The sequence below is a fragment of the Streptacidiphilus fuscans genome (assembly GCF_015690355.1).
GTDB lineage: Bacteria > Actinomycetota > Actinomycetes > Streptomycetales > Streptomycetaceae > Streptacidiphilus > Streptacidiphilus fuscans.
In genome coordinates this window covers 179,334-202,531 of record NZ_JADPRT010000011.1, presented here as the reverse complement: position 1 = coordinate 202,531, position 23,198 = coordinate 179,334, and the positions used below count along the sequence as shown (strand labels likewise).

Below are 23,198 nucleotides of genomic sequence, written 5' to 3'. Positions count from 1 at the left end.
GCCCGGCCGTGGCTATGGACGCGTAGGCGTGTCCAGGTAACGCTTCTCACCACCCGGGCCTATTCCTCGGTCCGTTTCGATCTTGCAAGCATGGCGGTATGACAACGCCGACAGCACCCGCACCGCTCGACGGCGTGCTCGTGGCCGACTTCAGCCGCGTACTGGCCGGTCCGCTCGCCGCGGCCACCCTCGCCGACCTGGGCGCGACCGTGGTCAAGGTCGAGCGCCCCGGAGCCGGGGACGACACCCGTGCCTGGGGACCGCCGTTCGTCGACGGCACCGCCGCCTACTTCGACACCGCCAACCGCACCAAGCGCGGCATCACCCTGGACCTCGGCGACCCGGACGACGCCGCGCTCGCCCGGGAGCTGGCCGCCCGCGCCGACATCCTGATCGAGAACTTCAAGCCCGGATCGCTGGCCCGCTACGGGCTCGACCAGGCGTCCGCGCTGGCCGCCAACCCGGGGCTGGTCTACTGCTCGATCACCGGGTTCGGCACCGGCAGCGCGCTCCCCGGCTACGACTTCGTGGTCCAGGCCGTCGGCGGCCTGATGAGCATCACCGGCACGGCCGACGGCGATCCGCACAAGGTCGGCGTCGCCCTCGTCGACGTGCTGACCTCGAAGGACGCGGTCGCCGCGATCCTGGCCGCGCTGCGGCACCGGGACCGGACCGGCCAGGGCCAGCACGTGGAGGTCAACCTCCTCTCCAGCCTGCTCGGTTCGCTGGCCAACCAGGCGTCCGGCTTCCTCGCCACCGGCCGCGCGCCCGGCCGGATGGGCAACCAGCACCCGAGCATCGCCCCCTACGAGACGCTGCACTGCGCGAACGGCGAACTCCTCGCGGTCGCCTGCGGCAACGACGGCCAGTTCCGCGCCTTCGCCAAGACGCTCGGCGCGCCCGGCCTGGCCGAGGACCCGCGCTTCGCGACCAACGCGGAGCGGGTCCGCAACCGTGCGGCACTGGTCTCGGCCCTGGAGGCCGCGCTGACCGCGCACGGCGCGGCCGAGTGGCAGACGCTGCTCACCGCCGCCGGAATCCCGTGCGGCCCGGTCAACGACCTGGCCGGCGCGTTCGCGCTCGCCGACGCGCTGGGCCTCGCGCCGGTCGCGGGCGTCGGCGAGGGCCGCGTCCCGCAGGTCCGCAGCCCGCTCACCCTGACCGCGACACCGGTCCGTCAACCCGTCGCCCCGCCGCGTCTCGGCGAGCACAATGACGCCGTACGCGCCTGGCTCACCGCCCCGCGTTCCGAACCGCTCTCCACCACCGCCACCACCGAGGAATCAGCATGAGCCCTGCTCTGGACCCCCGTGACCCGCTCGGTTTCGACGACCTGCTCAGCGCGGAGGACCTCGCGGTCCGCGACACCGTCCGCGAGTGGTGCGCGGACCGGGTCCTGCCGCACATCGCCGACTGGTACGAAGCGGGCGAGCTGCCCACGATCCGCGAACTCGCCCGCGAGCTCGGCTCGATCGGCGCGCTCGGCATGCACCTGCACGGCTACGGCTGCGCGGGCGCGAGCGCCGTGCAGTACGGCCTCGCCTGCCTGGAGCTGGAGGCGGCGGACTCCGGGCTGCGCTCGCTGGTCTCCGTCCAGGGCTCGCTGGCCATGTACGCGATCCACCGCTGGGGCTCCGAGGAGCAGAAGCAGGCGTGGCTGCCGCGGATGGCCTCGGGCGAGGTCATCGGCTGCTTCGGCCTGACCGAGCCGGACCACGGCTCCGACCCCGCGTCGATGCGGACGGCGGCGAAGCGCGACGGCTCGGACTGGGTCCTCAACGGACGCAAGATGTGGATCACCAACGGCGCGGTGGCCGGGGTCGCGGTGGTCTGGGCGCAGACCGAGGACGGCATCCGCGGGTTCGTCGTGCCGACGGACACGCCGGGGTTCTCGGCACCGGAGATCAAGCACAAGGGCTCGCTGCGGGCGTCGGTCACCAGCGAGCTGGTGCTGGACAACGTGCGGCTGCCACAGGACGCGGTCTTCCCGGAGGTCCGGGGCCTGAAGGGCCCGCTGTCCTGCCTGAACCAGGCCCGCTACGGCATCGTCTGGGGCGCGCTGGGCGCCGCGCGCAGCTGCCTGGAGACGGCACGCGAGTACAGCATCACCCGCGAGCAGTTCGGCAAGCCGCTGGGCGCATTCCAGCTCACCCAGGCGAAGCTGGCGGACATGTCGTTGGAGCTGAACAAGGGCCTGCTGCTCGCCCTGCACCTCGGCAACCGCATGGACGCAGGCACGCTGCGTCCCGAGCAGGTCAGCTACGGCAAGCTCAACAACGTCCGCGAGGCGATCCAGATCGCGCGCACGGCGCGGACCATTCTGGGCGCGAACGGGATCAGCTACGAGTACCCGATCATGCGGCACGCCAACAACCTTGAGTCGGTGCTCACTTACGAAGGCACGGTCGAGATGCACCAGCTCGTCATCGGCAAGACGCTCACCGGACAGGATGCCTTCCGGTAGGTGACTACCCACAGGGGCGCGAGGAACTGCGCGAGCAACCACCCTGCGCGGATGGCCCTGCTCATTGAGGACCATCCGCATGCCGGTGGCTTGTCGCGCCCACGCGGCGGAGCCGCATATCAGTTGAGCCCCGCGCCCCTAGGAGTTGCAACTACCTGCCTGAACGAAATCAGAAGGTGATCTTCACCTTCAGCGCCGTGCGCTCGTCCATCGACTTGTAACCGTCCGGCACGCCGGCCAGGCCGACCTCCGCGTCGAACACCGGGGACGGGTCGATCGTGCCGTCGAGCACGTCGGCGAGCAGCTCCGGGATGTATGCGCGGGCCGGGGCCACCCCGCCCCGCAGCGCGACGTTGCGGTTGAACATCTGGCTGATGTCCACGCCCGCGCTGCCGCCGTGCGGGACGCCGACGTAGCCGACCGCGCCGCCGTCGCGGGCGATGGAGATGGCGGTGCGCATGGACTGCTCCGTGCCGACGGCCTCGAGGACCGCGTGGGCGCCGACGCCGCCCGTCAGCTCCTGGACCGCCGCGACCGCGTCGTCGCCCCGCTCCGCGACGATGTCCGTCGCGCCGAAGGTGCGGGCGATGGCCGTGCGGGCCTCGTGGCGGCCCATGGCGATGATCCGGTCCGCGCCGAGGCGCTTCGCGGCGAGGACGCCGCAGAGGCCGACCGCGCCGTCGCCGACGACGGCGACCGTCGCGCCCGGGCGGACGCCCGCCGCGAGCGCGGCGTGGTGGCCGGTGGACATGACGTCGGACAGCGCCAGCATCGCGGTCAGCAGCCGGGGATCCGACTGGGCGTCAGCCGGGAGCTTGACCAGCGTGCCGTCGGCGAACGGGACGCGGACCGCCTCGCCCTGGCCGCCGTCGGAGCCGGGCTCGCCCCAGAAGCCGCCGTGCGGGCAGGAGGTGTGCAGGCCCTCGGCGCAGAACTCGCAGACGCCGTCGGACCAGACGAACGGCGCGACGACCAGGTCGCCCGGCTTCACGTCGCGGACGTCAGCGCCGACGGCCTCGACCACGCCCAGGAACTCGTGCCCGATCCGCTGTCCCGGCTCGCGCGCGGCGACGCCGCGGTAGGCCCACAGGTCGCTGCCGCAGATGCAGGCGAGGACGGTCCGCACCACCGCGTCGGTGGACTTGCGCACCACCGGGTCGGGGACCTCCTCCACGCGGATGTCGTTGGGTCCGTGGATGACTGTGGCGCGCATGTGCTTCTCTCTCGTGGACGTGCAGTACCCGGCAGTGGTCGGTGCTGTCAGGCTCTCACCGTATTGTGGTCCACCATGCTTGCAGGGAACGACACAGAGGCCGTCTGGCCCGCGGAGTACCCCGACGCCGGCTGGGCGGTGGTCGACGTCGAGACCACCGGACTCGGGCGGACCGACCGGGTGATCTCCGTCGGCGTGTACCAACTGGACGCGCGCGGCGGCGTGCAGGACCACTGGTACACCACCGTCAACCCCGAGCGCGATCCCGGCCCGGTGTGGATCCACGGCCTGACCTCCGACGTGCTGGAGGGTTCGCCGACGTTCCCCGGCATCGCCGACGAGCTGTCCCGCCGGCTTACGGGCCGGGTCCTGGTGGCCCACAACGCCCTGTTCGACTGGTCGATGATCTCCCGTGAGTACGCCCGGATCGACGGGCGCGCGCCGATCGAGCAGCGGCTGTGCACCATCGTGCTCTCCCGGGACCTGCGGCTGCCGCTGCCGAACCACAAACTGGGCACGCTGGCGGCGCACTTCGGTGTGGAGACCCGGCAGGCCCACCACGCGCTGGACGACGCGCGGGTGCTGGCGGAGGTGTTCCGGCCCAGTCTGCGGCTGGCCGCGGACGCGGGGCTGCGGCTGCCGCTGGTCCCGTGCGTGCCGATAAGCGACCTCGGACCTCTCGGGCCGAGCATGAGCACGGGCGCGACCGCCCCGGTGCCCTCGCAGACGGTCCGGCGTCAGGGCTCCCGGGGCGGGTACCGGCCCGCCAAGCGGCGTCCGGCCTGCCCGTACCCGAACCCGGGCCGTTGGCAGCCGGACGGACCGCTGGTGCAGGGCATGCGGGTGGCGATCACCGGCGACACCGCGACCGACCGCGAGGTGCTCGAGGACCGGCTGACCGAGGCCGGGCTGCACGTCGCGACCTCCGTCAGCAGCCGGACCAGCCTGCTGGTCACCAACGACCCGGACGGCTGGACGGGCAAGGCGCGCAAGGCCCGCGAGGTCGGCACGCCGGTGGTCGACGAGGCCGCCTTCCTCCAGCTCCTCCAGCGGGTGGCACCCCAGCGCGGGGACTGACAGCGGGCGGAGGTAACGTCAAGGGGTGCTCCGCATCTTTCTCACCCGGCGCTGGCTGATCCTGACCCTGGTGTTCCTCGCCCTCATCCCGGCCATGGCATGGCTGGGCCAGTGGCAGTACCACCGGTACCAGCAGACCAGCCGCAGCAACGCGACGATCAACGCGAACCTGGCCGCGCCCGCCGTCACGATGGAGACGCTGTCGAAGCCCGGCGCGACGATCCCGTTGAGTGAGATGTATCGCACCGTCAGCGCGACGGGGCACTTCGACGCCGCCAAGGAGGTCGTGATCCGGAACCGGACCGACGCTTCCGGCGACCAGCCCGGCTTCTACCTGGTCACCCCGCTGGTCACCGACGACGGCAAGGTCGTCCTGGTCAACCGCGGCTGGATCGCCCCCGGCAACGCCACCGGCGCCCAGCTGCCCCCGATGCCGAGCACGCCGACGGGCGAGATCACCGTCACCGGCCGCCTGCGGCCCGACGAGACGACCGCGCTGACCGGCATCCGCGACCCGGGCGGACTGCCGTACCGGCAGTACATGCTGATCAACAGTCACGAGCAGGCCAAGAACTTCAGCCAGCCGGTACTGGCCGGCTATCTGGAGATGACCGGGTCCTCCCCCGCCATGTCGTCCTCCGCGCAGACCGAGCTGGTACCGAGCCCGAACGACAGCAACTCCAACTCGCTGGCCGTGGTCGGCAAGGGCGTGCACCTGCCCTACGCGATCCAGTGGTGGCTCTTCGCGCTGATGATCCCGATCGCCTGGTTCTTCCTCTTCCGACGCGACGTGAGGCTGGCCCGAAAGGCCTGACTTCGGCTGCCCCACCGGGCAGGATGGCTCCATGCCCGGACGCATCGAGGACTACGCGCTCATCGGAGACCTGCAGACCGCCGCGCTGGTGGGCAGGGACGGTTCCATCGACTGGCTCTGCCTGCCGCGGTTCGACTCGCCCAGCTGCTTCGCCGCACTGCTGGGCGGCGACGAGCACGGCCACTGGCGGATCGCCCCGACCTCCGACGGCCACGCGCCCCGCCGCTCCTACGTCGGCGACAGCCTGGTGCTGCAGACCGAGTGGACCACGGCCACCGGCACGGTCCGGGTGATCGACTTCATGCCGCAGCGCGACAAGACCCCCGACGTGATCCGGATCGTCGAGGGCGTCAGCGGCGAGGTGCACATGACCGGCGAGGTGCGGCTGCGCTTCGACTACGCCCGGATCATCCCGTGGATGCGCCGCACCAACCACCACCGGGTCGCGGTCGCCGGTCCCGACGCGGTCTGGCTGCACTGCGGCGACGGCGTGCGCACGGTCGGCAAGGACTTCGCCACCGTCTCGACGTTCACCGTCCGCGCGGGCGACCGGGTGCCGTTCGTGCTCAGCTACGCGCCCTCGCACCAGCGCCAGCCCCGCCGCCCGGACGCGGAGGCGGAGCTGAAGAGCACGCTCGCCGACTGGGAGGCCTGGTCGGACCGGTGCTCGGCGAAGATGGCCGACCGGGACCACGCGGCCGTCAAGCGCTCGCTGATCACGCTCAAGGCGCTCACCTACGAGCCGACGGGCGGCATCGTCGCCGCCGCGACGGCGGGACTGCCCGAGCAGATCGGCGGCGCGCGCAACTGGGACTACCGCTTCTGCTGGCTGCGCGACTCCACGATGACCCTCTCCGCACTGCTGAACGCCGGCTACCGGCGTGAGGCGGAGGCCTGGCACAACTGGCTGCTGCGCGCGATCGCGGGCGACCCGGCCGACCTGCAGACGATGTACGGGGTCGGCGGCGAGCGGCGGCTCCCGGAGACGGTCGCGGACTGGCTGCCCGGCTACGAGGGCTCGCACCCGGTCCGGTTCGGCAACGCGGCCGTGGACCAGCTCCAACTCGACGTCTACGGCGAGGTGGTGGACACCCTCTACCTGGCCCACCAGCGCGGGATCACGATAGAGCGCCATGTCTGGGGCCTGCTGCGCAAGCTGCTCGAGTACCTGGAGGAGCACTGGTCCGACCCGGACGAGGGCCTGTGGGAGGTGCGCGGGCCGCGTCGCCAGTTCGTCCACTCCAAGATCATGTGCTGGGTCGCCTTCGACCGCGCGGTCAAGCTCGCCGACGAGACCGGTCTGCCCGGCCCCACCGAGCGCTGGCGCGAGCTGCGCGACCTGATCCACGACGACGTCTCCGCCCGCGGCGTCGACCCGAAGCGGGGCGTCTTCACCCAGTACTACGGCGGCAAGGAGCTGGACGCGGCCACCCTCTTCGTGGTCAAGACCGGCTTCCTGCCCCCGTACGACACCCGGGTGGTGGCGACGGTCGAGGCGATCCAGCGTGAGCTGGACCACGACGGCTTCGTCCGCCGCTACTCGACGCCCGAGGGCGCCGACCAGACGGACGCGGTGGACGGCCTCGCGGGCACCGAGGGCGCGTTCCTGGCCTGCTCGTACTGGCTGGCCGACGCGCTGCTGGCGATCGGCCGGGTGGACCAGGCGCGGGCCCTGTTCGACCGGGTCTCCGGTCTGGCCAACGACCTCGGCCTGATCTCGGAGGAGTGGGATCCGCTGACCCGTCGTCAGCTCGGCAACACACCCCAGGCGTTCACCCATGTCGCCCTGGTCAACACGGCGTTCGCGCTGGCCGCAGCGGAAGAGGAGTAGGAAGAGATGGATCTGGGACTCGGTGGCCGCGTCTACCTGGTGACGGCGGCGACGCGCGGCCTGGGCTTCGCCACGGCGCGTGAGCTGGTCGCCGACGGCGCGAAGGTCGTCGTCACCGGCCGCACCAAGGAATCGCTCGCGGACGCGGTCGAGGCGCTGGGTGGAGCGGAGGTCGCCGAGGGCGTGGTCGCCGACAACGGCGACCCGGACACCGCGACCCGCCTGATCGGCGCGGCGCTGGAGCGGTTCGGCCGCCTCGACGGCGTCCTGATCAGCGTCGGCGGCCCGGCGGCCGGCTCCGTGCTGACCTCGCCGGAGTCGGCGTGGCGGGACGCGTTCGAGTCGGTCTTCCTCGGCGCGCTCCGGATCGCCCGCGCGGCGGCGGACGTCCTGGGCGACGGCGGCGCGATCGGCTTCGTCCTGTCGGCGTCGGTCCGCGAGCCGATCCCCGGCCTGGCCGTCTCCAACGGCCTCCGGCCGGGTCTGGCGATGGCCGCGAAGACGCTCGCCACGGAGCTGGGCCCGGAGGGCATCCGGGTCTTCGGCCTGCTCCCGGCTCGGATCGAGACGGAGCGGGTGGCCCACCTCGACAACTTGGCCGCGGACCCGGCGGCGGCGCGGGCCCACGCGGAGGCGGGGATCCCGCTGCGGCGGTACGGGCGGCCGGAGGAGTTCGGCAAGGTCGCGGCATTCGCGCTCTCGCCTGCGGCGAGCTACCTCACTGGCGTGATGATTCCCGTGGACGGCGGGGCGCTGCACGGCATTTGAGTCAGACGAGGCAAGTGAGGTAGTTGCAGACACTTCTAGGGGCGCGGGGGGGGGGGCCCGGCCCCCCCCCCCCCCGCCCCTGGATAGTGCAACTGACTCTTCGCGCAGAAGTCCCCCGCCCCTGGAGGAAGTCCAACTACCTCACCCGGGGAACGTCACTCCCCCACGCCCGCCAGGTCGCGGAGGCGGCGGAGCTGGGCTGCCCGCTCCGCCGCGCGCTGCTCGTCGAGGGTGCGTCCGCCCACGCCCTGCAGCAGCGCCTTCGTCTCGATCAGCGCACTCCGCGGCGCAGCCAACAGCGCGGTGGCCAGCTCCGACGCGGCAGCGTCCAGCTCCTCGGCGGGGACGACGAGGTTGGCGAGCCCGGTGCGGGCCGCCTCCTCCGCGCCGACCCAGCGGCCCGTGCCGCAGATCTCCAGGGCGCGGGCCGGACCGACCAGGTCGACCAGCGGCTTGGTGCCGGTGAGGTCGGGGACCAGGCCCAGCGCGGTCTCCTTCATCGCGAACTGGACGTCCTCCGCGACCACGCGGAGGTCACAGGCGAGCGCCAGCTGGAAGCCCGCGCCGACGGCGTGGCCCTGGACCGCGGCGATGCTGACCAGGTCGGGGCGGCGCCACCAGAGGAAGCCCTCCTGGTACTCGGCGATGACCTCGTCGGCGTCGTCGCTCTTGGCCAGGTCGATGAAGGACCGCTCGCCGGGGATGCCCTCGGGGGTGAAGGCCTGCCGGTTGAGACCGGCGGAGAAGGAGAGGCCCTCGGCGCGGAGCAGTGCCACGCGGACGGTGCCGGGCAGCTCCCGGCCGATCGCGGCCAGCGCGCGCCACATCGCGGGCGACTGCGCGTTGCGGCGCTCGGGGCGGCACAGCGTGACCGTGGCGAGCTCACCCGCCAGCTCCAGGCGGACGCCCGCCTCCGCCCACTCGGCTGCTTGATCGCTCACAGGGTCCCTCCGGCAGTAGCAGAAGCATTGCTACCGAAGAGTAACCTCTGGCGTACCGCGCTGCCCAGCCTCACTCAGGGGGCGCCTTTACGTGACGAACGGCGGCCGGGGGGAGGATACCCGGACCGCCGTTTCGTCGAAGTGCAGATAGGGACGACGCGAAGCGTCAGGAACCGGACGCCGCCGCGGCTTTGGCCTTGCCGCGGGTGGCGCCGCCACGGCCGCGCAGGGACACCCCGGACTCGCTGAGCATGCGGTGGACGAAGCCGTACGAACGACCCGTCTCCTCCGCCAACGCGCGGATACTCGCACCGGAGTCGTACTTCTTCTTCAGCTCGGTCGCGAGCTTCTCCCGTGCGGCACCAGTCACCCGGCTGCCCTTTTTCAGAGTCTCGGCCACCCGTGCCTCCTCGTAGCAGTGCTCTGTCGGAATCCCATGATCACCCATGGCAGGCCCGATGGCCACCCATTCGACAAGGTCGATACATGGATTCCCATGCCGAAGTGGTGCTGGCGCGCACTCGGGGAGCGTGCACTACTGGGCTGCACGCCCCCGATCTGACTCACCCGATTCCGCGAAAATGCTGATCAGCAGCGGTAATTGAGCAGTGCGGCGGAATCCGGATTCCCAGGAATCACAGCAGACCCGGGAGAGGGAAGGACCAGAAGGCGATATGAACTCTTCTGGTCCAGATGCATGATCCCCCGACTAGTCGAACAGTTCCGATACAGGGTTTTGCTACTGATAATTCACGCCAGCGACACGAGATCGGCGTATCCCTCGTTCCAGAGGTCCTCCACACCGTCCGGAAGCATGATGATGCGCTCCGGCTGAAGCGCCTCGACGGCGCCCTCGTCGTGGGTGACCAGGACGACCGCGCCGGTGAAGGAGTGCAGCGCGCCGAGGATCTCCTCGCGGCTGGCCGGGTCGAGGTTGTTGGTGGGCTCGTCGAGCAGCAGCACGTTGGCGCTGGAGACGACCAGGGTGGCCAGCGCCAGACGGGTCTTCTCGCCGCCGGAGAGGACGCCGGCCGGCTTCTCCACGTCGTCGCCGGTGAAGAGGAACGAGCCGAGGATCTTGCGGACCTCGACCAGGTCCATGTCGGGCGCGGCCGAGCGCATGTTCTCCAGGATCGTCCGGTCCGGGTCCAGGGTCTCGTGCTCCTGGGCGTAGTAGCCGATCTTCAGGCCGTGGCCGGGGACGACGGAACCGGTGTCGGGAGCCTCCACGCCCGCCAGCATCCGCAGCAGCGTGGTCTTGCCCGCGCCGTTGAGGCCGAGGACGACGACGCGCGAGCCCTTGTCGATGGCCAGGTCGACGTCGGTGAAGATCTCCAGCGACCCGTAGGACTTGGACAACCCCTCGGCCGTCAGCGGCGTCTTGCCGCAGGGGGCGGGGTCCGGGAAGCGCAGCTTGGCGACGCGGTCGTTCTGGCGCACCGCCTCCAGACCGGAGAGCAGTCGCTCGGCGCGGCGGGCCATGTTCTGGGCGGCGACGGTCTTGGTGGCCTTGGCGCGCATCTTGTCGGCCTGCGAGTTCAGCTGCGCGGCCTTCTTCTCGGCGTTGGCGCGCTCGCGCTTGCGGCGCTTCTCGTCGGCCTCGCGCTGCTGCTGGTAGAGCTTCCAGCCCATGTTGTAGACGTCGATGCAGGTGCGGTTGGCGTCCAGGTAGAAGACCTTGTTGACGACCTCGTCGACCAGGTTCACGTCGTGGGAGATGACGATGAACCCGCCCTTGTAGACCTTCAGGTAGTCGCGCAGCCAGATGATCGAGTCGGCGTCGAGGTGGTTGGTCGGCTCGTCCAGCAGCAGGATGTCGGAGTCCGAGAAGAGGATCCGGGCCAGCTCGACGCGGCGGCGCTGACCGCCGGAGAGGGTGTGCAGGGGCTGGCCGAGGATCCGGTCCGGCAGGCCCAGGCTGGCGGCGATGGTGGCGGCCTCGGCCTCGGCGGCGTAGCCGCCCTTGGTGAGGAACTCGGTCTCCAGCCGCGAGTACTTCTTCATGGCCTGGTCGCGGGTCGCGCCCTTGCCGTTGGCCATCTTGTCCTCGTTGAGGCGCATCTTGCGCAGCACCTCGTCGAGGCCGCGCGCGGAGAGCACGCGGTCACGGGCGAGGACGTCGAGGTCGCCGGTGCGGGGGTCCTGCGGGAGGTAGCCGACCTCGCCGCTCCGGGTGACCGTGCCGCCCGCGGGCTGGCCCTCACCGGCGAGGACCTTGGTCAGCGTGGTCTTTCCGGCGCCGTTTCGGCCCACGAGCCCGATCCGGTCACCGGCCGCGACGCGGAACGTCGCCGACTCGATCAGGATGCGCGCGCCCGCGCGCAGTTCGATGTCGTTGGCGGCGATCATGGCGAAGCGGCTCCGTAGCTGGGCCCGGGGGTGCGGGACGGTAACTGGCTGCGGGACCGTCCGGACGGACCCCTGCTGCAGATTTCAAGTAATTCTAACGGGCCGCGCAAATGCATTCCTGAGCCGCTCGACCCGTGACCAGGTCGACGGTGAAGGACCGCAGCCACGGCAGCGCCGTGACCTGGAGAGCGCTGCCGCCAACCCCGCTCGTCGCCACGGCGTCGTAGGGACGGCCCCAGCGCCGTCCGTCGAGGTCGTAGCCCTCCAGCGTGACCCCGCCGTCCGCGCAGTCGCGGCGCACCACCAGCCAGTCCCCCACCTGCGCGGGCGCGGCCGGGCCGGTCAGCCGGTAGCGGCAGCCCTGGGGCGGCAGGGTCGAGGTGCGGATCGTCCCGTCGCCGGTGTTGTAGGTCATCACCAGCTGGGAGGTCAGCACCAGGAACGACGCTCCGGTGGGCGTCGTCGGCGGAGGCAGCGGCACGCCCTGCTGGGGCTCGCTGCCGAGGGGCACGACCAGCAGTGGGCCGCCGGCTGTGACCCCGGGCACGAACCGGTGCCAGCGCACGGCGGCTGCGCCGGGTTGGAGGCCGGTGAGCATTCCGTCGTCCCAGACGGCCACGGTCGTCCCGTCGTTGCTGTCGCCGTCGTCTCCGGTCAGCGGGACCAGGCGGATCGGCGTGCTTCCCGGCCTGCGGTAGCTCCACGCGGCCTGACCGGTACGCCGGTCGTAGGCCTGCACGGCGCCGGAGGACGTGACCCGCAGCGCGTCCGCCGTGACCCCGCGCGCGTGCGGGTTGGACGAGTCGGCGACGGCGTCCCCGAACGGCGCGGGCCGCAGGGAGCGCGCGGTCGCGCCGAGGGCCGCCAACCCGCCGAGCAGCAGGGCCACCAGCGAGAGGAGCAGAAGCCGCGGTCGGAGGGTCGGCGAGCGCATGAACGTCACCGTAAGCGGGCGACCTCGGTGAGGACGTCAGGCGCGCGGCTGATAGATGATCAACCCCGCGCCGACCAGGCAGACGCAGGCCCCGGTGATGTCCCAGACCGTCGGCCGGAACCCGTCCACCAGCACGCCCCACGCGAGCGATCCCGCGACGAAGACCCCGCCGTAGGCGGCCAGCACCCGCCCGAACGCGCCGTCCGGCTGCGCGGCGGCGACGAACCCGTACGCGCCGAGGGCGACGACGCCGCCGAGGGCCAGCAGCCAGGTCCGGTGCTCCCGGACGGCCTGCCAGATCAGCCAACACCCGCCGATCTCTGCGAAGGCGGCGAGGACGAAGAGCAGGATGGAACGGGTGACGGCCATGGAATGAGATTAGGAGATCGTTGGTGCAGGCAGGGACGTTGCACTACCCAGGGGCGGGCGCGAGAAGGTGGGCGTGTGCTGCCGCAGGTGGTTGCACCTCCAGGGGCGCGGGGAACTGCGCGACAAGCCACCCACGCAGGTAGAGCCCCGAACGCGCAGGGCCATCCGCATGTCAGTGGTTGCTCGCGCAGTTCCCCGCGCCCCTGGTGGTGCAACTACCTCGTTTGCCTCATTGAATTCCGTTGTCGCCTGCAGCCTTGTGCAGTAGAACACGCCTCCACGAGCGGACTTTCCGCAGCCACGGCATGCGCTCCCGCGCAAAGCTCTTCGCCCGCTCGCTCGCGTGCGCGGTCAGCGCGACAGCAGCAACCACGGCACGCGACCCCACGAGCACCCGCTCGTTGTGCGCGGGGTCCGGGCGCCAGCGTTGTTTGTACGGCTCGTTGCCTCGCAAGAGGCTCAGCTCGGGGCGGCCGGCGGCGACGGTGTGGGCGAGGGCCTCGCCGAACAGCATGCCGGCGATGTCGACGCGCTGGCGGGCCTCCGGGTGGACGCCGTAGACGTAGAGCGCCGTCAGGGTCGGGCCCTGGAGTTGGAGGTCGCAGGCGATCAGGCGGCCGTCCAGGCGGTACTCGCGGAGCGTCGCCCGGTCCGTCGCGGCCATGCTCGTCGCCGCCGCGCGCAGGTGCGTGGCGAAGCGGTCGCGCATGTGCTCGGGGGTCGCGCCGCGGTCGCGCCACTGGAGCGCGTGCAGGGCGAGCATCCGGTCGACCGCCTCGGGGGCCTCCCAGGGCGGGACGGTGCGGACCTCGATCCCGGCGGAGGCCAGCTTGCGCAGCTTGACCTTGGTGCGCTGCGCCGTGCGTCCCGGCAGACGGGTCAGCAGCTCGTCCATCGGGACGCCGGGGAGGTGCTGGACCAGGGAGCCGGGGAGGCGGCGCAGCGTGCACGGCCAGTGCGGGGCGAGGTGGTGGAGCGCCGCGTCGGCGCGGACCTCGCCGAGGTCGAGGCGGGCGCAGGGGCCGCGCAGCTCCGCCGCCAGCGCGGCGGCCAGCGCGGCGGCGGCCTCGTCCAGGTGCTCGCGGTCGAGCAGCACGTCGTGGAAGTCGGTGATCTCCCCGCCGAGCGGGCGCAGCGCAGCGCCGTCGCGGTGGAGCGGGGCCAGGGCGATCAGCCGGTCGGCCCGACGGACCGTCACCAGCCGGAGCCGTCCCGGGCGTCCGTAGCTGTGCCACCAGGAGGAGAGCCAGGCGTGGGACTGGAACGGCGTGGCGCCGGGACTGCGGTCCTGGAGCTCGTCCCACTCCGCCGCCAGGGCGTCCAGCGCGCGTTCGTCGCGCAGCACGACGGTCTCCAGCAGCGGAGCGGACCCCGAGGCCGCCGACTCGGGGGCGAGCGTGGTCATGCCCCGGCCCCGGCCGACTCCCGCTGTTGTTCGGGGACGGGCGCGGCGTCGGACTCGGCCGTCTCCACCGCCTCGACGCCCTCCACCGTCTCCTCCGGGCGGCGGCCGGTGCCGCCGGTGCGGGCCAGCAGGGCGAGGCTGCCGAGCAGCGCGCCCGCCGCGCCGCCGACCGCGACGTCCAGGCTGCGCGAGGGTGAGGACGGGCCGGCGGGCTCGGCGGCCGTGGCGAAGGTCATCAGCCGGATATGGGTCTGCTTGGCCGTGGTGTCGCCGAAGGCGACCATGGAGCGGGCGACCGCGTTGGCCTCGCGAGCCGCCTGGTACGCGCTGGTCGCGGTGCCGGTGATCTCGATCACCGGCGCGTCCGGGGAGGTCTGTGCCTGGATCTGGGAGGTCAGTTGACGGACCGTCGCACCCGTCGTGGCGGCGGCCGGGGCGAGGACCTCGGGCTGGGCGACGACCCGGCCGTAGGCCTGGGCGAAGTTGACCGCCGTCGCGCTGTCCGTGCCGGGGTCGGCGACCGCCATCACGTAGGCGTTCGCCTGGTACTGCGGGGTGGCCACCAGGGCGTAGCCGCCGCCCGCGACCGCTCCGGCGGGGACGGCCACCAGCAGCGGCCACCACTTGCGCAGCGCGGCCCGGAGCACGGGGTGCGCCTTACCTGTCTGCTTCTCGCTCTCAGGCACGGGTCATCTCCTTGGGTGAGGCTTCGCGGTCCTGCGGTGCGGCAGGGAGTTCTGCGGGGTGACGTTCCGAGGGCAGGCGGCCGGGCTCCCCGACGGCCTCGGCGTAGACGGCGGCGACGCGCGGGGCCAGCCGGGCGATGTCGTAGCGGGTGACGACGGCGCGGGGCGGGTCGCGGTGGTCCGCCCGGGTGCCGCGCAGGCGGTCCAGGGCCGCGGCGTACGCCTGCGGCTTCGGCTCGGTGCGGGCCGATCCCTGGCGGGTGAGGGCGCGTTGGTCCATGACCGGCAGCTCCGTGAGGGCCGGTCCCGAGGACCAGAGCACGGGCAGCCCGGCAGCCAGCGCCTCGACCAGCGCCAGCCCGAAGGTCTCGCCGTCGGACGGCGCGGCGAGCACGTCCATCGCGCCCAACAGGGCCGGGACGTCGTCGCGTTCGCCGGTGAGGACCACCCGGTCGGCGACGCCGCGGGCGCGGGCCAGGCCGAGCAGCGAGGCCCGCGCGGGGCCCGCGCCGACCAGCAGCAGCCGGACGTCGTCGGGCAGCAGCGCCAGCGCCTCGACCAGGACGTCGAAGCGCTTGCCGGGCACCAACCGGCCCACACCGCCGACGACGTACGCGTCCTCGGGCAGGCCGAGCGCGGCGCGGGTCGTGGCACGTGACGCGGCGGGGACGCGGTAGGCGTCCGGCTCGATCCCGTTGGGGACGATGCGGATCCGGCCCGGACGGACGCCCCAGACGCGGAGCTGGTCGGCGACCGCCTCGGAGACGGCGATGGTGGTGGTCCCCAGCCGCTCGCCGGCCAGGTAGAGACGGCGTACGCCGAAGCCGGTGCGCCGTCCCTCCAGCACGCCGGGCTGGAGCGAGTGCTCGGTGGCGACGACGGCCCGGACCCCGGCCAGCCGGGCGGCCAACCGGCCGTAGAGGCAGGCCCGGTAGAGGTGGCAGTGGACGACGTCGTAGCGGCCGTCGCGGATCAGCCGGACCAGGCGCGGCAGCGCGGCGAGGTCGCGGTTGCCGCGCATGCCGAGCTCGTGGACGGTGATCCCGTCGGCGCGGAGGCCGACGGCGACGGTGCCGGGCTCCGGGCCGGACGCGCAGAGCTGGACCACCTCGCAGTGGACCGCGCCCGGTCCGGTGGCGGGCAGGTGCCGCAGCAGCAGCCGAAGTTGCTGCTCGGCTCCGCCCGCGCGCAGGCCGGTGATCACATGGAGGACCCGGAGCGGGCGCTCCGTGCCGAGCTGGTGCGGCGTCACCATCCGAGGCCCCGCACCGTGTGCCGGACCCGCTTGGCGCGCAGGCGCAGACCGCCGTCCCGCTGGCCGACGTAGCAGCGCGGCAGCGCCCAGCGGCTGGTCCCGGAGTGGTGGCAGATGCCGACGCCGTAGCCGTACCCGGCCTCGCGGACCGCTCCCATCGCGGCGTCGTCGAACAGGCCGTACGGGTAGCAGAACCCGGCGACGGGGGCCTCCACCACCGACTCCAGCAGCTCCTTGCTACGGCGGGTCTCCAGGGCCAGCTCCTCGGCGGGCAGGCCCGGCATCCGGCGGTGGCTGAGCGAGTGCGAGCCGATCTCCACGCCGGCCGAGGCCATCGCGCGGACCTGGGCGATCGTCACCAGCGGCTTGCGCGGGGCGTCGGCGTCCCAGGCGTTGTGGCCGCCCATCCGCCCGGCGACGACGTAGGCGGTCGCGGTGAAGCCGTGGCGGCGCAGCACCGGCACCACCTCGCGTGGGAAGTCCGCGTAGCCGTCGTCGAAGGTCAGCCCGACCAGCCCGGCGGCGTCGCCGTCGGCGTGGGCGCGGAGCAGCTCGCTCATCGCGACGCCGCGCAGCTTGCGCCGGTTCAGCCAGTCCATCTGACGGGCGAAACGTTCCGGGGAGACGGTCAGCAGGTAGGGGTCCTGCTCGTCGGAGTCGACCGAGTGGTACATCAGCGTCCACGGCGGCCTGCCGGTGAAGCCCTTCGTGCCCTCCGCCGTGCGCTCCGCTGTGCTTTTCGCCGGTTCCTGCGCCGATTCGTCCGCCGCGTGTTCCGCGCCCCCGGCGCGCTCAGCCTGGACCACGTTCCCCCTCTGCCGCTCCAACGGCCGTTCGTCCTGCAGCGGATCAGCAACCATCAGACTCTCCCGTCGCGTGTTCGATCTCTGCGCCGCGCGGGCGCACGACGGTCGGCCGCGAGGCCAGCCGTCCGCGCAGTCCGGCCAGCACGTCGCTCACGCCGGGAGCGCGCAGCGCGCCCGCCAGAGCGAGGAAGAAAAGCAAGCCCGTGACCGCCCCCAGCAACAGCGGCGGCAGGTTCCCGAACGCGTCCACGCCGGGGATGTTGGCGGCCAGCCAGGCCGGGGCGGTGGCCCCGGCGGCGGCCAGGACCAGCCGTAGCTGGCCGCCCAGCACGGTGTGCGTCCGCACCGGGATGCCGCGGGTGCGCAGCGCGTGCAGCAGCAGTACGGCGGTGAGGCTGATCCCCGCGGCGTTGCCCGCGGCCAGGCCGAGGGCGCCGACGAAGGGGGTCGCCGCGACGGCGACCACGATGTTGACGAGCAGCCCGAGGGCCATCGCGCAGATCGGGTACCAGTCGGTGCGGTCCAACGGCCGTGCGGTGCCCACCTGTTCGCCGTCCTCGCCGATGATGCCCGTGCCCGGGCCGAAGCCGACGGCCGGGCGGGCGGCGAGGAACGGGCGGATCAGCGCGCCGACCAGGCCCTGCGCCAGCAGCCCGAGGCTGTAGACGCGCATCAGCGACGCCGTCGCCGCCGCGTCCTGCGGGGTGAACGCGCCGCGTTCGAACAGAACGCCGACCACCTGCGGTGCGCAGGCCACCAGCACCACCGTCCCGGCCAGCACCACCGCGCCGACCACGGCCAGGTCGGTCTCGACACGCTTGCGCGCGCGCTGGATGTCGCCCTCGGCCAGCGCCCTGGCGATCATCGGGAAGGTGACCGTGCAGACCAGGATCCCGATGATCATGACGTTCTGGGCGACCTTCTCGGCGTAGTTGAGCTCCGAGATGGTGCCCGGCGGCAGCGTGGAGCCGATGAACCGCTCGACGAAGATCTGCGACTGCCGGGTCAGGGTGAACAGCACGATCGGCAGCAGCGCCATCGGGTTCAGCACCGGTCCGCCGGACGCCACCCCGGCCGCGCCCGCCGCGCCGCGCGGCCGACGCCACGTCAACCGGCTGACGTGGCGGGCGAACGGGGGCAGCAACAACGCCGTCATCAGCAGGCTGCCGAGCGCCACGCCGCCCGCCGCGGCCCGCACCCCGAGGCTGCCGTGGAGCAGCAGCATCACGCCGAGGATCCCGGAGTTGTACGCGATGTAGACCGCGCCCGGCCCGATGAACCGGTGGTGCGAGCGCAGCCCGGCGCTGAGGTAGCCGGTGAGGCCGAACGGCAGCACGGTGACGGCGGTCAGCCGGGTGCAGACGACGGCCAGCTGCGGATCGGCCAGCCCTGGCGCGAGCAGCCGCACCAGCACCGGCGCGCCGATCGCGGTCACGGCGGAGAGCAGCGCCAGCGCGAGCGCCAGCGGCGGCAGCGTCGCCGCGACCAACGCCCGTACCTGGTCCACCTGCTGGGCCTCGGCGGCGGCTTCGGCGGCGACCTGTGCGGCGGCCCCGGCGGCCCCGGCGGCGGCTTCGGCGGAGGGCGCCTGCTCGCCCTCCTTGCCGCGGGCGGCCAGCGCGGCGCTGAAGGCCGGGACGGTCAGGAACGCCATCCCGTCCTCGATCAGCAGCGGCGCGGCCGTCTCCGGCACGGTCCAGGCGACCAGGAACGCGTCCGTGGCCGAGCCCGCCCCGTAGAAGCGGGCCAGCAGCAGGTCGCGCAGCAGCCCGAGGATCGAGCCGAGCGCGCTGAACAGCGCCGTGACGCCGAACGCCCGGGCGACGAAACCGCGTGCCGGCGCGGGCGGCGCCGCGTCGGGTGCCGGTGCGGGCGGCGGCGCTTGGGTGGCCGTGGTCATCGGGCCGACGCCTCCCTTCGGGACTGGGCGGAGCGCGGCGAGGGGATCGCCAGCGGTCCGGGACGCGTGCCCACACCGGCGCAGAGGCCCAGCAGCACGGAGATCAGCACGGTGGTGGTACCGCCGATGTCGGCGTACAGGAAGTCGACCAACTGCCAGACCAGCAGCCCGAGTACGGCCGGATTGCGCCAGCAGCCGAGCGCGGTGCCGAGCAGCAGCGCGCCGAAGCAGGTCAGCCCGACAAGGCCCTGCTCGCTCAGTACCAGCAGGTACATGTTGTGCGGCGACAGCAGCGGCTCACGCGAGTAGCCCGCGCCCGCGCCCGCGGTGTCGGAGCCGGACGAGAGCCGCAGCGGCGCGGAGGCGTCGCGGAAGGCCGGGAACTCCTTCGGCCCGACGCCGGTGACCGGGTGCGCCCGCCAGATCCGTCCGGCGGTGGTCCACAGGTCGTAGCGGTCGGTCACCGAGTGGTCGGCGGCCCCGGTGACCGAGCCGATGCTGGCCAGACGGGCCGTCACCGAGGCCTGGCCGCCGTCGGCTCCGCCCATCTTCACCACGCCGCCCGCGGCCAGCCCGCCCAGCAGCACCACGCCCGCCGCCGTCGCCACCACCACGCAGCGCAGCAGCAGCCGGACGTCGGTGAGCAGCAGCACCGCGGTGACCGCGACGCCGGTGGCGATCCAGCTGCCACGGCTGAACGACAGTGCCAGCGGAAGGCTGAGCAGCACCGCGGTCAGCGACCACCAGCGCATCGCCGCGGTCCGTTGCTCCCGGCGCGCGTCCAGGGCCAGTCCGAGCGCGGCGAGCAGCCCGAAGCTGACCACCACGGACATCGCCATCACGTCCTGCGCCCCGAAGGTACCGACCGCCCGCTGGTCGCCGCCCGCGTAGGAGGCGCCGGTGCCCGTCACGTACTGCACGACGCCGACCGTGCCCTCCAGCACCGCCGCCGCCGTGAACGCGCCGAAGACCAGTCGCAGGTCACGCCGGTCGCGGACGGCGTAGAGCACGGCCGCCGGGACCACCACGAAGATCTGGACGAACCGCACGAAGCCGGAGAGGCTGGTGTGCGGGTCCTGCGAGGCGGCCGTGGCCACCCCGACGCCGACCAGCGCCGCCGCGCTCAGCACCGCCGCGCGGACCGGCACGAACCGGGTGCGCCGCAACAGCGCCCACGGCAGCGTGATCGCGACCAGCGCCAGCGAGCCCACGTCCGCCGGGGTCACATGGACCGACGCCGTCACGTCCTGGTTGCCCAGCGGTACGCAGACCAGCACCACGGTCAGCGCGACCAGATGGGCCGGTCGCAGGGCCCCCCACCGGAGGGCGAACCCCGGCAGGGTGAGCCCCCGGAAGGCACTCCCCCACAGACCGAAGCCCCGCCCCGTGAGACCCGGCACCCTCTCGTCCAGGTGCACTCTCAGCTCCCGTCCGTCCGCAGCACCGCGAGCACCGTGCGGAGCAGGATCTTGACGTCCTGCCACAGGCTCCAGCTGTCGATGTAGTAGTTGTCGAACCGGGTCCGGTCCTCGATGGAGGTGTCCCCACGCAACCCGTTGACCTGGGCGAACCCGGTCAGCCCGACGGGGACGCGGTGCCGCTCGCGGTAGCGGGGGTAGGCCTGGGCGAACCGCATGACGAAGTAGGGCCGCTCGGGACGCGGGCCGACCAGGCTCATCTCGCCGCGCACCACGTTCCACAGCTGTGGCAGTTCGTCGAGCGAGGTGCGGCGCAGGAACCGCCCGACGGGGCCGAGCCGGTCGTCGTGGGCGATGTTCCAGCGGGTCGAGGACTCGTGCTCGTCCGCCGGCCGCATGGTGCGGAACTTGAGCAGGGTGAAGGTCCGCCCGTCCAGCCCGACGCGTTCCTGACGGAAGATCACCCCCGGCCCGCCCTCGGCCCGCACCGCGATCGCGCAGGCCAGCAGCACCGGGGAGACCAGCAAGAGACCGACCCCCGCGAAGCAGAGGTCGGCGGCCCGCTTCAGCGCCCAACTGGGCCGGTGCATCGGGCTGCTGCCGAGCCGCAGACAGGGGAACCCCCAGAGGTGGTCCCCGACGGCCGTGCGCCGCCCGCCGTGCTCGAACGCGCCGTAGTCGGGGAAGCCCGGCACGAACCAGACGTCGCAGCCGAAGTCGGTGCTGGTCCGCAGCATCTGCGCGGACCGCTCGTCGTCCATGCCGCCGCTGGTGAGGATCACGTCGCGGATGCCGCGCCGGGGCAGCTCGTGCACCAGCGCGTCCGGGCCGCCGAGGACCGGCGTGGCGGAGTCGGCGGGCAGGAAGATCGGATCCGGGTCGATGAAGCCGACCGGACGCAGCCCGTACTCGGGGTGCTCCAGCAACGCCGCCGCGATCCGCTGGCCGACGTGCCCGGCCCCGGCGATCAGCGTCGGCCGGGGCGCGCGGCGGCGGTGCGTGCGCACCACGCGGTAGACCAGGGCGCGGCCGACCGAGTCGAGCGCCAGGTGGCAGAGGAGCAGCGCGCCCAGCACCCGGGCGTCGGCCGGAATGGAGGTCGGCAGGGCGAACGGCAGCAGGAAGTTCTGCAGGCAGCGTTCGAGGGTCAGCGCGAAGGAGAGGGCGATGGTCGCCCGCCCGGCCAGTCCCGGCAGCTCGTCCAGCACCGAGGGGGCCAGCCGGAGCCGGTACTGCCCGCCGGAGGAGTACATCAGCACCAGCGCGGGCAGCAGCCCGCAGGCGGCCCGCAGCGTGACCGCGGCGTCGCCCGGCAGCACGACCGCCAGCGCCCCCAGGGCGGCCACGACGTCGACGGCGAGCAGCGCGGCAGGGATCCCGGTGCCACCCCGGACGGCCGGGGGGCTGGTCGCGGAGGAGACGCCCGGTCCCTGCCGACGGGCGGTGGCCAGGCTGACGGCCCCCATGCCCGTGGGCAGTTCCTCGTTGTCGATGGTGGTCATCCGCGCACGTACTCCCCTGACGGAGGTAGCACCTGCCGCCGCGAACGGCACCCATGCCGTCTCACGGAGAAAGGAATGAAGCAGGCAAATAGGACATTACAGAATTTCGGCTGGAATACTCACAGTGGCGGGCAGTCTTCACACCGTTGACGATTAGTCAGACTTTCCGATCCGCCGACCGGCGGTGGCCGCCGCCGCTCCGACCGGCCCGGCGGGTGCCGGAACGCGACGGGACTGGAGCACGGCGTCGTACGTCTGTGCCATCAACATCCTTGTGGCACGCAGGTCATGACGCTCCGTCGTACGCGTCCGGGACCGACGCCCGAGCTCCGCGCAGAGCGACTGGTCGGAGAGCAGCCGGGTGAGCGAGGTGGCGAGCGTCCGGGTGTCACCGACGGGAACAGGGAATTGCTGTTCGCCCAGACATTCGCGCGCACCCGCCACGTCCGAGAGCACCACCGGACGGCCGCAGGCCATCGCCTCCAGCGGAGCCAGCGCCATCCCCTCCCACCGCGACGGCAGCACCATCACGTCACCCGCCATGTACCAGGGACGCGGATCGTCCACCCGCCCGGCGAAGACGACGCTCTCCGGCACCGGCAGCGTCGCCGCGCGGTCCTCCAGCGCGCCCCGGTCCGGCCCGTCCCCCACCAGCGCGAGCCGCGCGTGCGGCAGCTCGGCCAGCACCTCGCCCCACGCCCGGAGCAGCAGGTCCTGCCCCTTCTGTCGGCAGAGCCGCCCGACGCAGACCGCCAGCGGCCCGTGCTGCGAGAGCCCCAGGGCGCGCCGGGCCCGCTGCCGGGAGGGCAGCCTCTTGGGGTCGTACCGGTCGAGGTCGATGCCGTTGGGCACCAGCGCCCACCGTCCGCCCAGCCCCACGGCCTGGCCCCGGGCCCGCTCCTCGGCGCTGACGCAGACCAGCCGGTCGCTCCAGCGGGTCGCCCAGCGCTCCCAACGCTCCGTCATCCGCGCCGTCGGCCCCGACACCGCCTCGAACGACCAGGCGTGCGGCTGGAACACGGTGGCGATCCGCCCACGGATCGCCAGTCGGCCGGCGAGCCCGGCCTTGGAGCTGTGCAGATGGACCAGGTCCGGCCGCGCCTCGGCGACGACCCGGCGCAGCGCGGCGATCTCGTGCGGCAGCCCCGCCCCCGGACCGCGCTCCGCGCTCCACGGCACGAGCGTCGCGCCCGCGGCGACGGCCTCCCGCCCCAGCCGCCCACCCTCCGGGCACGGGCACGCGACCACGACGTCGTGCCCGTCCGCGACCTGACCCCGCACCAGGTCGGCCACGACCTGGGCGACGCCGCCGTCGACGGGTTGCGATACGTGAAGGATCCTCAAGGGTTCACAACTGGGCACGTCGCGCAACATATGCCGGTGGGCAGAGGGTTTTCTCCGACGCTCACCCGGACGGTGGATTCTTGTACCTGGTTGGGTGAGCAGGCGTCACTTCAGTGACCACG

The 23,198-nt window shown here is 72.9% G+C and carries 20 protein-coding genes; 6 read left to right on the top strand and 14 right to left on the bottom strand.

Annotation, left to right across the window (positions count from 1 at the left end; translation table 11 throughout):
* Positions 1–98 precede the first annotated feature (98 nt).
* A complete protein-coding gene (locus tag I2501_RS25325) occupies positions 99–1,292 on the top strand; it encodes a CaiB/BaiF CoA transferase family protein (protein WP_196196498.1) in 1,194 nt (397 codons plus the stop codon).
* Positions 1,289–2,464: an acyl-CoA dehydrogenase family protein gene (locus I2501_RS25320; RefSeq protein WP_196196497.1), complete on the top strand. Its 1,176-nt coding sequence runs from the start codon at positions 1,289–1,291 to the stop codon at positions 2,462–2,464. Before I2501_RS25325 ends, I2501_RS25320 begins: the two co-directional genes overlap by 4 nt.
* Positions 2,465–2,633: 169 nt before the next feature.
* Here the strand turns inward: I2501_RS25320 and I2501_RS25315 are convergent, their stop codons facing one another.
* Positions 2,634–3,677 (bottom strand): zinc-dependent alcohol dehydrogenase family protein, encoded by a 1,044-nt coding sequence (locus tag I2501_RS25315; protein ID WP_196196496.1) that lies wholly within the window; start codon positions 3,675–3,677, stop codon positions 2,634–2,636.
* Between the two features lie 75 nt (positions 3,678–3,752).
* On the opposite strand from I2501_RS25315, the gene I2501_RS25310 reads away from it, so the two are divergent.
* Genes I2501_RS25310 through I2501_RS25295 form a run of 4 tightly spaced genes read left to right on the top strand, consistent with a single transcriptional unit; the run spans position 3,753 to position 8,167 of the window.
* Entirely contained in the window at positions 3,753–4,754 is a 1,002-nt protein-coding gene (locus I2501_RS25310) for a DEDDh family exonuclease (protein ID WP_196196495.1), read from the top strand.
* A gap of 25 nt (positions 4,755–4,779) precedes the next feature.
* On the top strand, positions 4,780–5,568 hold the full coding sequence (locus I2501_RS25305) for an SURF1 family cytochrome oxidase biogenesis protein (protein WP_196196494.1): 789 nt from the start codon (positions 4,780–4,782) through the stop codon (positions 5,566–5,568).
* A gap of 31 nt (positions 5,569–5,599) precedes the next feature.
* Entirely contained in the window at positions 5,600–7,399 is a 1,800-nt protein-coding gene (locus I2501_RS25300) for a glycoside hydrolase family 15 protein (RefSeq protein WP_196196493.1), read from the top strand.
* Between the two features lie 6 nt (positions 7,400–7,405).
* On the top strand, positions 7,406–8,167 hold the full coding sequence (locus I2501_RS25295; protein WP_196196492.1) for an SDR family oxidoreductase: 762 nt from the start codon (positions 7,406–7,408) through the stop codon (positions 8,165–8,167).
* Positions 8,168–8,322: 155 nt separating this feature from the next.
* Here I2501_RS25295 and I2501_RS25290 read toward each other — a convergent pair whose 3' ends face one another.
* From I2501_RS25290 to I2501_RS25230, 13 genes are all read right to left on the bottom strand, one after another.
* A complete protein-coding gene (locus tag I2501_RS25290; RefSeq protein WP_196196491.1) occupies positions 8,323–9,108 on the bottom strand; it encodes an enoyl-CoA hydratase/isomerase family protein in 786 nt (261 codons plus the stop codon).
* Positions 9,109–9,274: 166 nt separating this feature from the next.
* A complete protein-coding gene (locus I2501_RS25285; protein ID WP_196196490.1) occupies positions 9,275–9,508 on the bottom strand; it encodes a helix-turn-helix domain-containing protein in 234 nt (77 codons plus the stop codon).
* A gap of 350 nt (positions 9,509–9,858) precedes the next feature.
* Positions 9,859–11,457, bottom strand: coding sequence for an ABC-F family ATP-binding cassette domain-containing protein (locus tag I2501_RS25280; RefSeq protein WP_196196489.1), 1,599 nt, complete (start codon positions 11,455–11,457; stop codon positions 9,859–9,861).
* A gap of 94 nt (positions 11,458–11,551) precedes the next feature.
* Positions 11,552–12,391 carry a hypothetical protein gene (locus tag I2501_RS25275; RefSeq protein WP_196196488.1) on the bottom strand — a complete coding sequence of 280 codons (840 nt, stop codon included), beginning with the start codon at positions 12,389–12,391 and terminating at the stop codon, positions 11,552–11,554.
* 36 nt (positions 12,392–12,427) lie between these two features.
* Positions 12,428–12,760: a YnfA family protein gene (locus tag I2501_RS25270; protein ID WP_196196487.1), complete on the bottom strand. Its 333-nt coding sequence runs from the start codon at positions 12,758–12,760 to the stop codon at positions 12,428–12,430.
* 229 nt (positions 12,761–12,989) lie between these two features.
* Entirely contained in the window at positions 12,990–14,165 is a 1,176-nt protein-coding gene (locus tag I2501_RS25265) for a GNAT family N-acetyltransferase (protein ID WP_196196486.1), read from the bottom strand.
* Complete coding sequence (locus I2501_RS25260; RefSeq protein WP_196196485.1) at positions 14,162–14,851, bottom strand: YveK family protein; 690 nt, start codon at positions 14,849–14,851, stop codon at positions 14,162–14,164. The genes I2501_RS25265 and I2501_RS25260 overlap by 4 nt, the downstream gene beginning before the upstream one ends.
* Positions 14,844–16,106, bottom strand: coding sequence for a glycosyltransferase (locus I2501_RS25255; protein ID WP_196196484.1), 1,263 nt, complete (start codon positions 16,104–16,106; stop codon positions 14,844–14,846). The genes I2501_RS25260 and I2501_RS25255 overlap by 8 nt, the downstream gene beginning before the upstream one ends.
* Positions 16,100–16,966: a polysaccharide deacetylase family protein gene (locus I2501_RS25250; protein WP_236047158.1), complete on the bottom strand. Its 867-nt coding sequence runs from the start codon at positions 16,964–16,966 to the stop codon at positions 16,100–16,102. Before I2501_RS25250 ends, I2501_RS25255 begins: the two co-directional genes overlap by 7 nt.
* Positions 16,956–18,812, bottom strand: a complete 1,857-nt coding sequence (gene murJ / locus I2501_RS25245; protein WP_196196483.1) for a murein biosynthesis integral membrane protein MurJ — start codon at positions 18,810–18,812, stop codon at positions 16,956–16,958. Before murJ ends, I2501_RS25250 begins: the two co-directional genes overlap by 11 nt.
* Positions 18,809–20,230 (bottom strand): O-antigen ligase family protein, encoded by a 1,422-nt coding sequence (locus I2501_RS25240; protein ID WP_328806610.1) that lies wholly within the window; start codon positions 20,228–20,230, stop codon positions 18,809–18,811. The genes murJ and I2501_RS25240 overlap by 4 nt, the downstream gene beginning before the upstream one ends.
* 2 nt (positions 20,231–20,232) lie before the next feature.
* On the bottom strand, positions 20,233–21,732 hold the full coding sequence (locus tag I2501_RS25235) for a sugar transferase (protein ID WP_196196482.1): 1,500 nt from the start codon (positions 21,730–21,732) through the stop codon (positions 20,233–20,235).
* 153 nt (positions 21,733–21,885) lie between these two features.
* Complete coding sequence (locus I2501_RS25230) at positions 21,886–23,076, bottom strand: glycosyltransferase (protein WP_408022784.1); 1,191 nt, start codon at positions 23,074–23,076, stop codon at positions 21,886–21,888.
* Positions 23,077–23,198 lie beyond the last annotated feature (122 nt).

Bases quoted from the DNA above. Each gene is read 5' to 3' on its own strand.
- I2501_RS25300 (WP_196196493.1), top strand. From the start codon at position 5,600: ATGCCCGGACGCATCGAGGACTACGCGCTCATCGGAGACCTGCAGACC.
- I2501_RS25275 (WP_196196488.1), bottom strand. From the start codon at position 12,391: ATGCGCTCGCCGACCCTCCGACCGCGGCTTCTGCTCCTCTCGCTGGTG.
- I2501_RS25325 (WP_196196498.1), top strand. From the start codon at position 99: ATGACAACGCCGACAGCACCCGCACCGCTCGACGGCGTGCTCGTGGCC.
- I2501_RS25320 (WP_196196497.1), top strand. From the start codon at position 1,289: ATGAGCCCTGCTCTGGACCCCCGTGACCCGCTCGGTTTCGACGACCTG.
- I2501_RS25310 (WP_196196495.1), top strand. From the start codon at position 3,753: ATGCTTGCAGGGAACGACACAGAGGCCGTCTGGCCCGCGGAGTACCCC.
- I2501_RS25270 (WP_196196487.1), bottom strand. From the start codon at position 12,760: ATGGCCGTCACCCGTTCCATCCTGCTCTTCGTCCTCGCCGCCTTCGCA.
- I2501_RS25280 (WP_196196489.1), bottom strand. From the start codon at position 11,457: ATGATCGCCGCCAACGACATCGAACTGCGCGCGGGCGCGCGCATCCTG.
- I2501_RS25265 (WP_196196486.1), bottom strand. From the start codon at position 14,165: ATGACCACGCTCGCCCCCGAGTCGGCGGCCTCGGGGTCCGCTCCGCTG.
- I2501_RS25295 (WP_196196492.1), top strand. From the start codon at position 7,406: ATGGATCTGGGACTCGGTGGCCGCGTCTACCTGGTGACGGCGGCGACG.
- I2501_RS25315 (WP_196196496.1), bottom strand. From the start codon at position 3,677: ATGCGCGCCACAGTCATCCACGGACCCAACGACATCCGCGTGGAGGAG.
- murJ (WP_196196483.1), bottom strand. From the start codon at position 18,812: ATGACCACGGCCACCCAAGCGCCGCCGCCCGCACCGGCACCCGACGCG.
- I2501_RS25235 (WP_196196482.1), bottom strand. From the start codon at position 21,732: ATGACCACCATCGACAACGAGGAACTGCCCACGGGCATGGGGGCCGTC.
- I2501_RS25250 (WP_236047158.1), bottom strand. From the start codon at position 16,966: ATGGTTGCTGATCCGCTGCAGGACGAACGGCCGTTGGAGCGGCAGAGG.
- I2501_RS25255 (WP_196196484.1), bottom strand. From the start codon at position 16,106: ATGGTGACGCCGCACCAGCTCGGCACGGAGCGCCCGCTCCGGGTCCTC.